Origin of the sequence: uncultured Meiothermus sp., from assembly GCF_937863175.1 — a bacterium.
In the GTDB taxonomy this organism is placed as follows: domain Bacteria; phylum Deinococcota; class Deinococci; order Deinococcales; family Thermaceae; genus Meiothermus.
In genome coordinates this window covers 1-14,082 of record NZ_CALMCQ010000092.1, presented here as the reverse complement: position 1 = coordinate 14,082, position 14,082 = coordinate 1, and the positions used below count along the sequence as shown (strand labels likewise).

Annotated in this window: 15 protein-coding genes; 4 read left to right on the top strand and 11 right to left on the bottom strand. The window is 57.7% G+C overall.

What is annotated here, in order from left to right:
- Positions 1 to 136: 136 nt before the first annotated feature.
- The 9 genes from Q0288_RS03660 to Q0288_RS03620 form a co-directional block, all read right to left on the bottom strand.
- Entirely contained in the window at positions 137 to 1,306 is a 1,170-nt protein-coding gene (locus Q0288_RS03660; RefSeq protein WP_299427350.1) for a sugar synthetase, read from the bottom strand.
- Between the two features lie 152 nt (positions 1,307 to 1,458).
- The gene (gene lpxA, locus Q0288_RS03655) at positions 1,459 to 2,244 is read right to left on the bottom strand and encodes an acyl-ACP--UDP-N-acetylglucosamine O-acyltransferase (RefSeq protein ID WP_299427347.1); all 786 of its coding nucleotides are present in this window, start codon (positions 2,242 to 2,244) and stop codon (positions 1,459 to 1,461) included.
- Positions 2,241 to 2,684 (bottom strand): 3-hydroxyacyl-ACP dehydratase FabZ, encoded by a 444-nt coding sequence (fabZ, locus tag Q0288_RS03650; protein WP_299427344.1) that lies wholly within the window; start codon positions 2,682 to 2,684, stop codon positions 2,241 to 2,243. The genes lpxA and fabZ overlap by 4 nt, the downstream gene beginning before the upstream one ends.
- Positions 2,685 to 2,765: 81 nt before the next feature.
- A complete protein-coding gene (locus Q0288_RS03645) occupies positions 2,766 to 3,728 on the bottom strand; it encodes a Gfo/Idh/MocA family oxidoreductase (protein WP_299427341.1) in 963 nt (320 codons plus the stop codon).
- Between the two features lie 133 nt (positions 3,729 to 3,861).
- A complete protein-coding gene (locus tag Q0288_RS03640; protein ID WP_299427338.1) occupies positions 3,862 to 4,614 on the bottom strand; it encodes a UDP-3-O-acyl-N-acetylglucosamine deacetylase in 753 nt (250 codons plus the stop codon).
- 42 nt (positions 4,615 to 4,656) lie between these two features.
- Positions 4,657 to 5,025 (bottom strand): four helix bundle protein, encoded by a 369-nt coding sequence (locus Q0288_RS03635; RefSeq protein ID WP_299427335.1) that lies wholly within the window; start codon positions 5,023 to 5,025, stop codon positions 4,657 to 4,659.
- 64 nt (positions 5,026 to 5,089) lie between these two features.
- A complete protein-coding gene (locus tag Q0288_RS03630) occupies positions 5,090 to 6,085 on the bottom strand; it encodes a UDP-3-O-(3-hydroxymyristoyl)glucosamine N-acyltransferase (RefSeq protein WP_299427332.1) in 996 nt (331 codons plus the stop codon).
- Positions 6,086 to 6,226: 141 nt separating this feature from the next.
- Positions 6,227 to 7,273 carry a rod shape-determining protein gene (locus Q0288_RS03625; RefSeq protein WP_299427330.1) on the bottom strand — a complete coding sequence of 349 codons (1,047 nt, stop codon included), beginning with the start codon at positions 7,271 to 7,273 and terminating at the stop codon, positions 6,227 to 6,229.
- A 211-nt stretch (positions 7,274 to 7,484) separates the two neighbouring features.
- Positions 7,485 to 8,141, bottom strand: coding sequence for a molybdenum cofactor guanylyltransferase (locus Q0288_RS03620; RefSeq protein ID WP_299427327.1), 657 nt, complete (start codon positions 8,139 to 8,141; stop codon positions 7,485 to 7,487).
- 69 nt (positions 8,142 to 8,210) lie between these two features.
- Between Q0288_RS03620 and pstS the strand changes: the two genes are divergently transcribed.
- From pstS to pstB, 4 genes are all read left to right on the top strand, one after another.
- A complete protein-coding gene (pstS, locus tag Q0288_RS03615) occupies positions 8,211 to 9,281 on the top strand; it encodes a phosphate ABC transporter substrate-binding protein PstS (protein ID WP_299427325.1) in 1,071 nt (356 codons plus the stop codon).
- Positions 9,282 to 9,338: 57 nt separating this feature from the next.
- Positions 9,339 to 10,307, top strand: a complete 969-nt coding sequence (gene pstC, locus Q0288_RS03610) for a phosphate ABC transporter permease subunit PstC (RefSeq protein WP_299427322.1) — start codon at positions 9,339 to 9,341, stop codon at positions 10,305 to 10,307.
- On the top strand, positions 10,304 to 11,176 hold the full coding sequence (gene pstA, locus Q0288_RS03605; RefSeq protein WP_299427319.1) for a phosphate ABC transporter permease PstA: 873 nt from the start codon (positions 10,304 to 10,306) through the stop codon (positions 11,174 to 11,176). Before pstC ends, pstA begins: the two co-directional genes overlap by 4 nt.
- Positions 11,177 to 11,292: 116 nt before the next feature.
- The gene (pstB, locus tag Q0288_RS03600; protein WP_366914723.1) at positions 11,293 to 12,051 is read left to right on the top strand and encodes a phosphate ABC transporter ATP-binding protein PstB; all 759 of its coding nucleotides are present in this window, start codon (positions 11,293 to 11,295) and stop codon (positions 12,049 to 12,051) included.
- A 508-nt stretch (positions 12,052 to 12,559) separates the two neighbouring features.
- Here pstB and pth read toward each other — a convergent pair.
- Both pth and Q0288_RS03590 read right to left on the bottom strand, forming a co-directional pair.
- The gene (gene pth / locus Q0288_RS03595) at positions 12,560 to 13,168 is read right to left on the bottom strand and encodes an aminoacyl-tRNA hydrolase (protein ID WP_299427316.1); all 609 of its coding nucleotides are present in this window, start codon (positions 13,166 to 13,168) and stop codon (positions 12,560 to 12,562) included.
- A gap of 74 nt (positions 13,169 to 13,242) precedes the next feature.
- On the bottom strand, positions 13,243 to 13,863 hold the full coding sequence (locus Q0288_RS03590; RefSeq protein ID WP_299427313.1) for a 50S ribosomal protein L25: 621 nt from the start codon (positions 13,861 to 13,863) through the stop codon (positions 13,243 to 13,245).
- Positions 13,864 to 14,082: the final 219 nt, after the last annotated feature.

The following is a 14,082-nucleotide window of genomic DNA, read 5'->3' as shown; positions in this document are numbered from 1 at the left end:
CCGACCTCCCCGCCGCCGGCAGAATCTGTGGCAGGAAAGGGCGCAATAGCCGGAGGAGGTTCATGGGAAAGGGGTCAGGACGCAGGGAACCTGGGTCGGGGGGGTGAGCGGGTGGTGCCTGCTTGAAAATCGGGCATCAGCAGTTCGCCAGCACATACTCCACCAGCTTATCGGCCCCCGGCTGGGCTTCCAGGCGCTCGAGCTTGGCCCTGACTTCTTTTGTCCGTTCAGGGATGAGCAGCTCCAGGCCCGCAATGGCCACCTCTGCCGGACTGAAGACCCCGCGCAGCTCGGGGAAAACCCGTTCTCCCAGCCACTGGTTGGGCAGGGCCAGATGGGGAATGCGCGACTCTAAGCGCATTATGAAGTTCTGCTTGAGGATCCGGGCGCCCGGCAGCAGGAACAACCAGTGCCAGATACCCTCCAGTGGCAGCAGCTCCGGCTTGTGCAGAGGCAGCAGCACCAGCGAGGGCAGACCCGCCAGCGCCAGCTCGAGGGTGTTGGTTCCCGGAATCGTAATCGCCAGTCCTGCCTGGCGCATGGCCGCATAGCGTTGTGATTCATCCAGCATCCTCACCTCGAGTCCATGCCTGGTGCGAAGACTCTGCCCATCCCAGCACGCCCCCACTCCGCCAAGGTCTCTAACTCTTGCCGCCTTGATGGCTTCTTCTACCAGGGTGTCCGACAATAATCGGCTCCTGACCCAGGCAAACTTCAGGTCAGGCCGTTTGACGGCCATATGTTCCGCTGCCGCCAGCAAAAAACCCAGCAGATGCCGTGCAACAAAGGGCCGACTACCCGCAAAGAGCAGGACATCCGCGCCCGGTGTGGGAGCCAGCGCCGCATCGTTCAGCGCATCCGCCACCAGATTCCCCACCACCAGGGTTCGGGTCGGGTCGGCCCCTCGGGCCAGCGCTCCCGCTCTGGTACGCTCTGAGTCCACCAGTAAAGCCCTGAGCCCAGGGTGGTTGGCTTTGGGATCAAAGGTGTAGGAAAAGGCCGGATAGCCTGCGGATTTTGCCAGCATGACCGCATCACGGGGTGCGCCTCCCAGCATCAGCACCAAGCCTCGGCCTCTGGCCCGGCCCTGCAATAGCCTCTGAGCCAGTCCAGCCCGGCTGGAAATCGCATCGAGCTCGAGTTCCCTGGCTTTGGTCTGCTCGGTTCCAGCCGCAAATTGATCCCGAATCAGAAATAGCTCGATGCGGGTCTGGGGCATTTTCTGCCGCAGCCGCGACAATACCGGCGGAACCCAGGTCGAAAGTTCGCCAGGCCCGTTGGTCAGAAGCAAGATCTCGTCCAGCATGTTCGTTTAAATTCGTTTCTGCACCTGGGTCACAGGTTGTCGAAGGTCGAGGACCGGTGAGGTCAGATGTTGGTACAAGGAGCCTGGCTCTCGGCAGCAAACCGCTTTTGGCTTTCGATCAGGCTGAATAAAGCTCGAAAACCGGATCACATTTACCCTTCGAAGCCGGGCTCTCTTTGCACAAAGGCCGACAGGTTGCGCTTGGAAGGGGCTTCCAAAAAAGCTTTCAGGGTACGCACTTCTTCGGTATCGGGCAGGTTTTCCAGGGGCTTGCCCTCGCGCACTGCACGGAACGCTTGCTCGAGCGCCTTGTAGTCTTCCCCAGTAATGCCCGCTCGGCGCAACCCTACCGTGTTGAGGCGATAATGCAAAGCAGGACTACCCTCCACCAGCGAGAAAGGCAGTACATCTCGCGTGGGTTTGGAAAGGGCGCCGATCATGGCCCGGGTGCCAACCCGAACAAACTGGTGTATACCGGCCAGCCCACCCACCACCACATAATCGCCAATTTCGACATGCCCTGCCACCGCCACACTCTGGGTCAGAATCACCCCGTTGCCCACCTGGGCATCGTGGGCCACATGCGAATAGCCCATCAGGTAACACTCCGAGCCGATGCGGGTTGGGCGCTCTTCCTGGGTAGAGCGGTGTAAAATCACACCCTCACGCAAAACTGTGCTGGTTCCGACCTCGAGCCAGGTTTCCTGCCCTCGAAAGCTCAGGTCTTGCGGCTCGCCCCCCAGTACCGAGTGCGGCCCTACCCTGACCCCTGCCGCCAGCCGCACAAAAGGGTGTATCACCACATGGGCCCCAATTTCCACTCCAGGGTTAATCTCGCAGGGGCCTTCAACCACTGCATAAGGCCCAATCTTCACATCTGGGGCTATCTGGGCCTTGGGCGAAACCACCGCAGTAGGATGTATAGCAACCCGGCTCACGAGGCAGCGTCTCCTGTATCTGAGCGCAACACAAAGGTCAGGGTGGCCTCGGCCCGCAGTTCACCCTCCACCCGGGCCTCGACCTTTACCTTGCCCAAACCCCGCCGATAGCCCAGGAGTTCCCCTTCCAGGATCAGGGTATCGCCCGGAATGACCGGCTTCTTGAAACGGGCCTCTTCGACCCCTACCAAAAACACCAGCCCCCCCGGCTTGAATTCGGGCTGCCGGGTTACCACCGCCACCGAGCCCTGGGCCATAGCCTCTATCAGCAAAACCCCCGGCATGATGGGATGGCTGGGGAAGTGGCCCTGAAAGTGAGGTTCGTTAAACGACACATTCTTCAGGGCACGAAAACGCTTTTCGTCGGCTTCCAGCACCCGGTCAATCAGCAAGAAAGGGTAGCGGTGCGGCAGAAACTTGAGGATTTCGTAAATGTCCACGGTTTTATACTAAGGGGTTGGGGATGAGTGGATAGGGGGGTGCGCCAAAAACCATCCGATTAGGGTGTCCGGGTACCGCCCTCACCTCGCCATTACTGCCTGCAAGGCATGGGAGAGTTCCAGAGCCAGCTCGAGGGCCTGCAAATCGTCCTCGAGCGTCACCAGCGAGGGCTCACCCTTCAAAATACGATCCACAAAATGCTTGATCTGTCGCCGCAAGGGGTTATCGTTGTGGATTGCGATTCGCTCGGTCTGCACCTGGGTGCGCCCATTGGGCTCAACCCGGTCGGGATCAGGCTGTACCGGCGGTGAGCGGTGTAACGAAAGCTCGGTGAACTCGCTATTGAAATCCAGCCGTAAGACCTCTCCGGGCTGGGTAATGGTCAAGGAGCGTTCGGCCTGGGGCGAGATTCGACTCGCGGTGAAGAGCGCCCTGGCCCCCGAAGGAAAGTCCACCACGGCCTGGGCATACTCATCCAGCCCCTCCACCTGCCGGCCCACCACGCTGTAACGCAACGGTTTTTCCCTCAGCAACAACAACACCAGATCCAGGTCATGAATCATCAGGTCAAGCACCACCCCAATATCGCGTATGCGGCGGTTGTTGCCCATACGGCGGGCTTCCAGCACCCAGGGGGTGTTAACCATATTCATCAGGTCGCCCACGGCTCGGTAGAAACGCACGATGTGCCCCACCTGAAGTATTACCCCACGCTTTTCTGCCAGCCGCACCAGTTCCCGCGCTTCTTGCATGGTACGGGTCATGGGTTTTTCCAACAACACATGAACCCCTGCCTCTAAAAACATGCGGGCTTGCTCGAAATGGTAGGAGGTAGGGGAAGCAATCGAGACCGCCTGTACTCTGCCCAGCAGTTCTTTGGGGTTGATACAGGCGGGAACCTCCAGATCCTGCTCGATGGCAGCCTGACGAAAGGGGTCGGGATCGGCCACCCCCACCAAATGAACCCCTGGTAGTCCCGCATACACTTGAGCGTGGTACGTGCCCATAACCCCTACGCCCACAACGCCCACATTTAGCTCCATAGAATCCTCGTAACGTGATGCACAAAACCCTGCGTCCCAAGCAGGATGATACACCGGGCACCCATTTACAACCACTTTTCGCCAGGGCGACCTTTAGGAACCACTCAGAAAAGCCACAAACGATCGCTCGGTTTCAGCTTTGCAACAGCTTTGCCAACTCCACATGCAGCCGGTGGGAGCCGCGATGTACCACAAAACGGCCCTGGTAGGGCCTACCCGCCAGGTACAGATCCCCCAAAAAATCCAGGGCCTTATGCCACACCGGCTCGTGCAGCATCCGGGGGGTACTGGCAAAATCGTGTTCGCTAAACACCAGGGCATTTTCCAGAGAAGCCCCTTTGATAAGCCCCTGGGCCCGCATGGCTTCCGCCTCCTTCAAGAAACCAAAGGTACGGGCCGAGGCAAGCTCCACCAGGCTGGTGGGGGGGCATTGCACCTGCTGGTAGCCAATTTTGGGGTGCGGGAAAAGAATCGTTGCGGTGAGCGAGAAAACCTCGGCAGGCTGGGCCAGTACGCTGCTGCGGCCCTCCTCAATTCGGGTGGTTCCCTGCAAAAGTTGGGGCTGGGGGGCGGGTGCGGGAAAGTCCTGCAAAACCGCCAACCACTCCCTGGCACTGCCATCCAGAATTGGTATCTCCGGGCCGGTCACTTCAATGACCAGACCCTCCCAGATTCCCCGGATGAAGAGCGCTGACAGCAGATGTTCGACCGTCATCAGCCTGAGGTCGTGATAACCCATCACCGTGCAGCGCAGGGTGTCTACAACAGCCGAGGCCAGGGGGCGAAACTCGAGCCGGCCCATCCGAAAACGCACGGGGCCTTCGGCAGGATGAAACCGCACCGTACTCTGTTTACCAGTATGGAGACCAATGCCGCTAATCGTCATGGGGTTGAGGTAAAAAACGGGTAACTACTCAGGAGTCAGAAGTCAGGAGCCAAAATCCAGAATCGAAGAAGCATAGGCTTCCAGTAACTTGCTGACTTCTTCGAGAAGGGGCATTAACTGTAAAGTATCACCATAACCGAGATCGTTCGCCAGAATCAGATAGTATCGACATTCTTCAAGAGATGCTTGTGCGATATTCATGTACCTGGCTTTATCGGGCTTTGTCTTTTTCTTAAAACCTTCCGCAATGTTAGCCGGAATAGAAATGGCCGCTCTCCTCAACTGGGAAGTAAGGCCATACGTCTCTCTTGATGGAAAACTACCGCTAAGACGATACGATGATAAAACAAATTGATGAGCCTTTTGCCAAACGATCAAATCTTGAAAATGCCTGGCTGGGTTCCTTTTCATTCTGACTCCTGAATGCTGGCTCCTGGCTCCTGAGTAGTTACAAAAAAAGGTCCTAAGACCTGTTTTATGCACCAGGCTGCTTCAAGAGCCGCCGTAAGGTGCGCTCGACACCCACCAGCCAGTCCAGTACGGCCAGGCGTCGCCAGTGCTTGCGGATGGGCTGGGCAGGAATTCCACTAGCCCAGGTCTCGCCGGGAGGAACCTGCTTGGAAACCACACTGCCACCCGTCAGTCTAGCGCCCTTGCCCACCCGCACATGGTCAGAGAGCACCACCCATCCCCCCATCAGCACATCATCCTCCACCACCGAACTTCCACCAATCGCACTACTGCCCACCATAACCACGCCCTTCCCAATCTGTACGTTGTGGCCGATGCTGGTGAGGTCGCCAATTTTGCTGTTTGTACCAATTCGGGTCTCCCCCACCACACTCCGCTGCACCACGCAGCCCGCCCCCAGCTCCACCCCATCCTCCAGCACCACCCTGCCGGTGTGGGGGAGGCGCTGGTTATCCTGAAACCCGAACCCGACGGAACCCAGTACCGTGCCCGCACCGATCTGGCAGTCGGCCCCAAGCTGGCTGTTGCGGTAGAGCGTAACCCTGGGCTCCAGCACCGTTCGTGGGCCAATCTCCACCCCCTCACCGATGTAGCAAAAAGGCGCGATGACCGCATCCGTCGCGATGCTGGCTCCCCGCCGCACCAGCACGTAGGCCCCAATCGAAGCAGTTGGGTCTATCCTGGCCCCGGCTTCGATGGTGGCGGTAGGGTGAACTCCGACTCTGGCCCAGACCTCCAGCGGATTGAAGAGAGCCAGAATGGATGGCCAGGCTTTTTGCACCGCAGGGACGCGAATTCGACTGACCGTTTCCGGACAGGGGCTGGTCTCATCCAGCAGCAGGGCAGCACCGCTTGCCAGAGCAACTTCGAGAAACCGCGCCTCTCGCACCACCACCAGCTCGCCCGGTTGGGCCTGGTCAGGTGCGGCCAGGCGGGCGATCTCAAGATCGGCACCCTCGAGACGACCTCCAATCTGTCGAGCAATTTCAGAAAGCAGCATGGGATTTTATCGTCAAAGTGCCTGGTTCGGGGTTGTTTCGAGGCCTGTACACTACGCGGGTCACAAAACTTATAGCTGACTGCTTCGCTCTCCGGCCCCTGGCGTTTAATCCTCGCCAGTCTTGCGAGACAGGACCACCCGCTACCGCTTGAGCACGTTGTCCGAGGTGACCAGCGCATCCCGCAGCACATGCAACATGTCCAGCGCCCTGCCAGTGCCCAGGGCTACTGCCTCCACCGCATTTTCAGCCACCACCACCGGTACCCCAGTAGCCTCTTGCAGCAGTAAGTCCAGGTTTCGCAACAAAGCGCCTCCGCCGGTGAGCAGGATGCCCCGGTCTATGATGTCGGCCACCAGTTCTGGAGGGGTGGTCTCGAGCACGCTCTTTACACCCTGAACAATTTTCTCCAGGGGTTCCTTAAGGGCTTCCACCACATCATCGGTGGTCACTTCAATGCTCTTGGGCAGCCCCGAAAGCAAGTCGCGCCCCCGTACCTCGGCCACCGCATCCTGCTCCCCCGGGCTACGTTTGGCAGCGCCAATTTTGATTTTGAGATCCTCCGCGGTGCGCTCTCCAATCAATAGGTTGTACCTGTTGCGGATGTAGCGAATAATGGATTCATCAAACTCGTTACCGGCTATGCGCAGACTGGTCGAGCGCACAATACCACCCAGCGATATGACCGCTATATCGCTGGAACCACCGCCAATATCCACTACCATGCTGCCGGTCGGTTCGGCAATCTTGATACCGGCCCCAATAGCAGCAGCCAGGGGTTCATCAATCAGATACGCCCGTTTGGCACCGGCTTCCACAATCGCTTGCACCACCGCTCGGCGCTCCACCTCGGTCACGCCCGAGGGTACCCCGACCATCACCTGAGGCCGGAAAAAGCGCAACGGGGGCAAGACTTTCTTTATAAAAAGGGTCAGCATCCGCTCGGTCAGGGTATAGTCGGCAATGACGCCATCCTTCAGTGGGCGAGCCGCCACGATGTTGCCGGGGGTGCGCCCCAGCATACGGTAGGCTTCAGCCCCGACGGCCTTAACTTCTTTGGTATCACTGACCATGGCAATAACCGAAGGTTCGCGCAGCACAATGCCTTTGCCACGCACATAAATCAGTACCGAGGCGGTACCCAGGTCAATGCCCACATCTTCGCCGCGAAAGGAGAACATCCCAGCCATAGCGCTTCATTGTACAGGTTTGGATGAGAAGCACAATGCGGCTGGCTTGCGGGGAATGGGGTCTTGGCGAGCGAGTTCGGCTTAAGCAGCTTGCTGTCGAGTGTGGTCTACCGTGCACCGTGGCCCGGCTAACTCCCTACGCCAAAGACGCGAACCATACCGCCTTGGTGCTGTGTGGCAAACCAGTAGGTATAGATGCGACCTTTGAGGATCATAAGGGCAGATCGCCCGGATGGTTGGCGTTGAGAAACAGATAGGACCCAAAACGGGACTCCAATTCGGTCTTATCCAGGGCCACATGGGGGATGCTATGCAAAAGTGCTTGCATTTTGAGCTGGCGGGCCTCGAGGCGCCGCAAAACTTCGGGCTCGAGGGACTTGTGGTAAAGCCCCCCCAGTGGCTCGAAGAAATTCCCCGAAGCAGCTACCACGGCCTGGGCATCTGGAGTGATCTGACGGAGCATATAGCGCCAAAAGTCCCTGCTGAGAAAGGGTTGGTCGCAGGCTGCTACCGCTACCCAGTCCTGCTTGGCGTGGGTCAGACCTGAATGCAATCCCGACAGGGTGTCGCCTCCCCGCTTTAGGTCGTGATAAACCGGTCCTAACCCAGAGTAGACCCGGTTGGAAACCACAAAACACTCCGAAGCCTCGGCCAGCGAGTCCATAACCCAGACAATCAAAGGCTTGCCTTTATATACATACAGCGCCTTGTCTTGCCCAAATCGCCTGGATCCTCCCCCGGCCAGAATCGCCCCACTCCACTGCATCGGTATTAGCATACCCAGGAAGGCAAATAGGATGAAAGTCCACAAGCCAAATCTTTCGTTCATCATCAGTTTTTTGCGGTCTTCCTGACAATCTCCTGACATGGGGCTGACAAGCTATTTCGTAAAGCGGCACTGGAGTGTAGCCGCTCACGAAGCAAAGGAGATATGCAGATGAAAAGAACGCTACTTGCTGTTGCCGCGACGGTTGGTCTTGCGGGTACGGCTTTTGCTCAGGTGACCTTGGCCGGTGCTGGGGCCACATTCCCTGCGCCGCTGTATACCGAGTACTATATGCCCAACTTTATGCGGGCCAATCCGGATATTCGTGTCACTTACGCGGCGGTAGGCTCGGGTGCGGGCATTCGCCAGTTTACTGACCGGGTAGTAGCCTTCGGCGCTACCGATGCTCCCCTCAGCGATACCGCGATCGCCGATATTCGCCGGGCTACCGGCTCTACCCCCCTGCATATTCCGACTGCAATGGGCTCGGTGGTGGTAATTTACAATCTGCCGCAGGTTCCCCGCGAGACGGAGATTCGCCTTGATCCCGATACCCTGGCTGCCATCAAGCTAGGCCGGGTGGTTCGTTGGAACGACCCCCGTATCCAGGCCCTCAACCCCAACGTGCGTCTGCCCAACCAGATGATCTCGGCGGTTCACCGTTCCGATGCTTCCGGCACCACACTAATCTACACCAGCTATCTCTCGGCGATCTCCAGCGAGTGGAGAACCCGCGTGGGTGCGGCAACTTCGGTCAACTGGCCAGCTTTCACTACCCTGGGTGGGAGAGGTAATGCCGGTGTTGCGGCCATGGTGGCCCAGACTCCTGGCGCAATCGGCTATGTAGAGGTGAAGTTTGCACTGGAAAACAACCTGCCCATCGCCACCCTGCGCAACCAGGCTGGTAACTGGATTCGGCCAACCCTCGAGGCGGCCACCGAGGCCATTGCAGGGGTGACCATACCAGCGGATATGAGGCTGCCCGGCCACGTGATCAATACCACCGCCCCTCGAGGCTATCCCATTGTGGGCATGACCTGGCTGCTGGTTCACCAGGAGCAGAGCGTTACTGCCCGGAGCATCGCAGAGGCTCGAGCTGTTCAAAGATTCCTGCGCTGGATCCTGACCGACGGACAGGCCCAGAATGAGCGGGCCAACTATGTACGGCTCTCTCCGGACATAGCCCGTCGCGCTCTGGCCATTGTTGACACCATGACCTTCAACGGTCAACCGATTCGCTAGTCTAAACTTACAAAGGGTGAGGCTAAACAGCCTCACCCTTTTAGCGGAAAAAACTTTATGGCCTCACAACCCCCCCCGATTGGTGCTAGACAGTCTCCTCTGTACCGGGCCTTTGGTGACCGGATCTTCCTTGCAGCTCTGCTGCTTTTTGGGCTAATTGTCATCGGAATTGTCATCTTGATGGGCTGGCAGCTCGCAGCAGGTGGTAGCCAGGCTTTTGCCCAGTTTGGCCTGCTGGGGTTCCTGGGGGGTGTTACCTGGGATCCGGTCGCGGACATATACGGAGCCTGGCCTTTTATCATCGGAACCCTGATTACCAGCCTGGCGGCAATCGTTCTGGCTTTTTTTCCGGCCATTGCGGTGGCTATTTATGCTGTCGAGTACGCTCCACGCTGGCTAGGTAGCATCCTTCAGTATGCGCTGGAGCTGCTAGCAGCCCTGCCTAGCGTAATCTACGGACTGTGGGGCCTGCTGGTACTGGCCCCAATACTGCGTAGCCAGCAGCAGAGTATCGTGACCTGGGCGCTGGAAAATCAACAAGACTGGCTGCTGGCTATTCTCGGCCCCCCCATTGGCTTCGGCATGACTACGGCAGTTATTGTGCTCGCGGTGATGGTAATTCCTTATGCCGCAAGCCTGGCCAAAGACTCCATTGCGCTGGTTCCCGGCGCCCAGCGCGAGGCGGCCTATGCACTGGGAGCAACCAAGTGGGAAGTGATAAAGAATGCAGTCCTGCCCTACGCCAAAGGGGGCATTCTGGCAGGGATCATCCTTGGCTTTACCCGGGCTTTAGGTGAGACCATGGCAGTGGTCATGGTGATCGGTAACAACAACAACCTGCCGTTCACCCTCTTTGGCAGCGCCACCACCATTCCGGCCTCCATCATCAACGAGTTTGGCGAGGCCATGGATCTAAAGCTTAGCGCCTTGCTTGCGCTGGGTTTTGTCTTGTTTATCATGAGCGGTCTAATGAACCTGCTGGCGGCCTGGATCGTCAAGCGTATGAGTGTGGAGGGTAGACTATGACACCGCCCTCGAGTATCGCCTCGGTAATCCCTAAAGGTGGCAACCTGCGGATCAGGCGAGTTTGGAACAGCGTAATGCTGGTTCTGCTGGTGCTGGGCTCCATTGTTGTAGTCTCTCCGCTAATTGCTGTTCTCGGAGCGGTTCTTGTCAACGGACTGGCTACCATCAATTGGGCTTTCTTAACACAGGAATTCCGGCCAGTCACCGAGGGGGGTGGGGGCGTATGGCACGCCATCGTGGGCACCCTGCTGATGAACCTGCTCGCCCTGCTGATTGGGGGGCTGCTGGGCTTTGCTGGGGGTGTGCTACTCTCTGAGTACCCGGATCACCCCATCAACCCCTACCTGCGCACCATCTCCGACCTGCTCAACGGTCTTCCGGCCCTGCTAAAAGGTCTGGTAATTTACGCCATTATCGTGCTACCTACCGGAATGTTCTCCGGTTATGCAGGTGCTCTGGCTCTGGCCATCATCCTGACCCCGATAGTATTGCGGGCTACAGAAGGGGTTCTTCAACTGGTTCCCTGGAGTGTGCGTGAGGCTGGTCTGGCCCTGGGGCTGCCCCGCTGGAGGGTGATCATCTCGCTGGTGATACCGGCTGCTACTGCCGGGGTGGTTACTGGATTGATGCTTGGCTTTGCCCGTGCTGCCGGCGAGGCCGCACCGCTTTACTTCACCGCCGGGGGAAGCCAGTTTCTCAACTTCAACCTGGGTCAGCAGACTGAGAGCCTGGCTCTGACCATATTCAAATATGCAAACGAACCCTCGGTACTGCGCCAGGAGCAGGCCTGGGGTGCCGCGCTGATATTAACCATCATGGTTTTGATTGCCAGCCTGCTGGCTCGCTGGGCCACGCGAAAGTATAACTAGATAGCCTGCGCAGGTGCCCAATCATGATGAAGGAGACCCCAATGAATGAACAGAAGCCCTATAGCGTTTCCCTGCCCACCGGTCAGAGTGAGACTAAACTGACCCTGGCCGAAGGTCTGCGGCCCCGCATGGAGACCAGGGGACTCTCGGTTTATTACGGCAAAAAAATGGGGGTGCGCAATGTCAGTATGCCCATTTATGCCAACACCGTTACGGCCTTAATTGGCCCCTCGGGTTGTGGGAAAACCACTTTTTTGCGGGCGCTCAACCGCATGCATGACCTCACTCCCATTGCCCGTATCGAAGGTGAGGCGCTGCTCGATGGACAGAATATCTATGCTCCTGGAGTAGATGCGGTGGAGATCAGGCGGAAGATTGGGATGGTTTTTCAGAAGCCCAACCCTTTCCCAACCCTCACCATCTACGACAATGTGGCTGCGGGGCTCAAGCTGATGGGGGTGCGCCGGAGGGATGTGCTGGACGAAGCGGTCGAGCGTTCACTGACACAGGCGGTACTGTGGGATGAGGTCAAGGATCGCTTGAGGGCGCCGGGCATGAGCCTTTCGGGTGGACAACAGCAGCGACTGTGCATTGCCCGGGCTTTGACCGTACAGCCCGAGGTATTGCTAATGGACGAACCAACCTCGGCACTCGACCCCATCTCCACACAGAGCATTGAAGACCTCCTGACCGAGCTAAAAAAGCATGTAACCATCGCCATTGTCACTCACAATATGCAGCAAGCCGGACGGGTCTCGGATTTTACCGGGTACTTCCTGCTGGGCGACCTGATTGAGTTTGGTCCAACCAACCAGCTTTTTACCAACCCCAAAGATGCACACACTGAGGCTTACATCACCGGACGTTTCGGCTAAACCAGGTAGGTCATACCAGATTCGGCACCCGACCGAAGAGAGACGCTTTTTTCGCCGACCATCCGGGAGGGGTGTGCTCCAGGATTCAAAAAGAGAGCCTTTGGGTCTCCTGGGGAGCAAAAACCCCCTGCTGGGTGGAGTGTTTGGGTGAAACGCAGCAGGAAATCCCAGCCAGTCGTGGGTTTCTAAATATCTCCGCGTTGGGAATTTGCTCTACCTACAGAGGCCTGGCACCGGCGTCGCTCCGACGCAAATCTCGTAAAAAAACCCACCGAAACTTCTACCGTGGGTGCACTTGGATTGCTTCGCCCTCTACGGTTTCTGGCAATAAAGCACGATTACTTTGAAAGCATTGGCCCGGGACTTCCGATTACCTGGGTTTTGCGGTTCGTAGTCTTCTGGGCGGTTTTCAGATTGATTGCATTCCGGATTGCTTTGACAGCCGCCTCCGGATCGCCACTGGGTTTGGTAAATGGGAGCGCCTTCTGCGGCAACTTGCGTGGTAGCGTCAACTGGCTTGTTCAGGCTCGTTTGACCTGGGCGGTTCAGCTAAGTTGAGGCCGTTGTACTTCTTCTGACAGACGTTTATGCCCTCGAGAGTCCAGGTTTGCACTGCTTCGGCAGCAGCCTGAACCACCCTGTCCATTACCGGTGCGAGATCGGGGTGAAAACCCGTCAGTACCCAACCCGCCCCATCCTCTGCGGTGGGGGGTTTGCCTATCCCGATGCGAAGGCGATGGAATTCCCTGGTTCCCAGGTGTGTAGCAATGGATTCCAGACCATAATTCCCCGCATTGCTCCCACCTGCCTTGAATCGCAGTCGGCCGGGCGGTAAATCCAGTTCGTCGTGGACTACCAGGATACGTTCAGGTGAAATTTTGTAGTAGCGAGCCAGAGGAGCCACGGCTACTCCCGTGGCGTTGTAGAAGGTGGAGGGCTTGACCAGCAGGCCCGAAATCCATTCACCGGTAGCGGTCAAAAACCGTATTTCGGCTATAAATGCGCTGCCCTGGCGCCGAAAATCCGAACCAAGCCGATCCAGCACCCAAAAACCCACATTGTGCTTGGTGCGGGCGTATTGCACACCCGGATTCCCTTGTCCGACAATCAGAAACATAGCTCTAAGCAAAAGGTCGAAGGCCGAAAGCCGGAAAAAACACAGCCTTCGGCCTCAGGCGTTCGGTTAAACCCCTACTTCTCCTCTTCGATCTTGCCCTTCTTGATCACTTCCACTTCGACAGGTGCCGCAGCGGCCTGGGCAGCCAGCTTCTCGGCATCTTCGGGGGGTACGATGGCGACGATGGTATCGCGGGCGTTCATGGACAGCTTGACCCCTTCTGGAAGGAGGAGTTTTTCGGCGTGGATACTATCACCAATACGCAGTTCGCTGACTCCCACTTCAATATAGGGGGGGATGTTTTTGGGTGAAACCTTGACCTGGACGTCGTTGTTGACCAACTGGAGTACCCCCCCTTCGCGCACACCCTGGGCTGTGCCCACAATCTTAACGGGAATCCACATCAGGACGGGCTCGTCGGAGAGTGCAAAAAAGTCCACGTGGTCGGGGCGGCGACGGCGCTTGTCGAGGTTGATCTGGCGTACCAGGGTATCTACGGTCTTACCGTCCTCGAGCTCGAGGGTAATCACGTGGTGAATACCCGCTGCCATGAAGACCTTGTTGAATTCCTTCAGATCCACCACGACCTTGTAGTTTTCCTTTCGGTTATAAACCACGCCGGGCAGTTTACCTGCGTCACGCAGTGCAGTGGGGTTTTCATTCCCACGGTTAAGGGCTTTGATACGGTATTCCATTGCCTTCCTCCGAAACTTTCCCTTTGCTGGACACTGGCCAGCCCAGGATTTTGATCTGGTCACACCCCTGCATTCGCGTGGGGTTCAAAACACAAGCCTTCAAAGTGTACCACACCGCCCGGTTACTAGAAAAGCGCATGCAGGATTTTTGGGGGGGTCCGGTTTGCAACAAAATGCCCCCCGGACCGGTATGAGGTCGGCCGGGCAAAAAATGGGGTG

Excerpts from the sequence above, each read along its gene's own strand:
- Q0288_RS03660 (WP_299427350.1), bottom strand. The coding sequence starts at position 1,306 with ATGCTGGACGAGATCTTGCTTCTGACCAACGGGCCTGGCGAACTTTCG.
- pstA (WP_299427319.1), top strand. The coding sequence starts at position 10,304 with ATGACACCGCCCTCGAGTATCGCCTCGGTAATCCCTAAAGGTGGCAAC.
- Q0288_RS03620 (WP_299427327.1), bottom strand. The coding sequence starts at position 8,141 with ATGTCAGGAGATTGTCAGGAAGACCGCAAAAAACTGATGATGAACGAA.
- Q0288_RS03645 (WP_299427341.1), bottom strand. The coding sequence starts at position 3,728 with ATGGAGCTAAATGTGGGCGTTGTGGGCGTAGGGGTTATGGGCACGTAC.
- Q0288_RS03640 (WP_299427338.1), bottom strand. The coding sequence starts at position 4,614 with ATGACGATTAGCGGCATTGGTCTCCATACTGGTAAACAGAGTACGGTG.
- pstC (WP_299427322.1), top strand. The coding sequence starts at position 9,339 with ATGGCCTCACAACCCCCCCCGATTGGTGCTAGACAGTCTCCTCTGTAC.
- Q0288_RS03625 (WP_299427330.1), bottom strand. The coding sequence starts at position 7,273 with ATGGCTGGGATGTTCTCCTTTCGCGGCGAAGATGTGGGCATTGACCTG.
- Q0288_RS03590 (WP_299427313.1), bottom strand. The coding sequence starts at position 13,863 with ATGGAATACCGTATCAAAGCCCTTAACCGTGGGAATGAAAACCCCACT.
- Q0288_RS03635 (WP_299427335.1), bottom strand. The coding sequence starts at position 5,025 with ATGAAAAGGAACCCAGCCAGGCATTTTCAAGATTTGATCGTTTGGCAA.
- pth (WP_299427316.1), bottom strand. The coding sequence starts at position 13,168 with ATGTTTCTGATTGTCGGACAAGGGAATCCGGGTGTGCAATACGCCCGC.
- pstS (WP_299427325.1), top strand. The coding sequence starts at position 8,211 with ATGAAAAGAACGCTACTTGCTGTTGCCGCGACGGTTGGTCTTGCGGGT.
- Q0288_RS03630 (WP_299427332.1), bottom strand. The coding sequence starts at position 6,085 with ATGCTGCTTTCTGAAATTGCTCGACAGATTGGAGGTCGTCTCGAGGGT.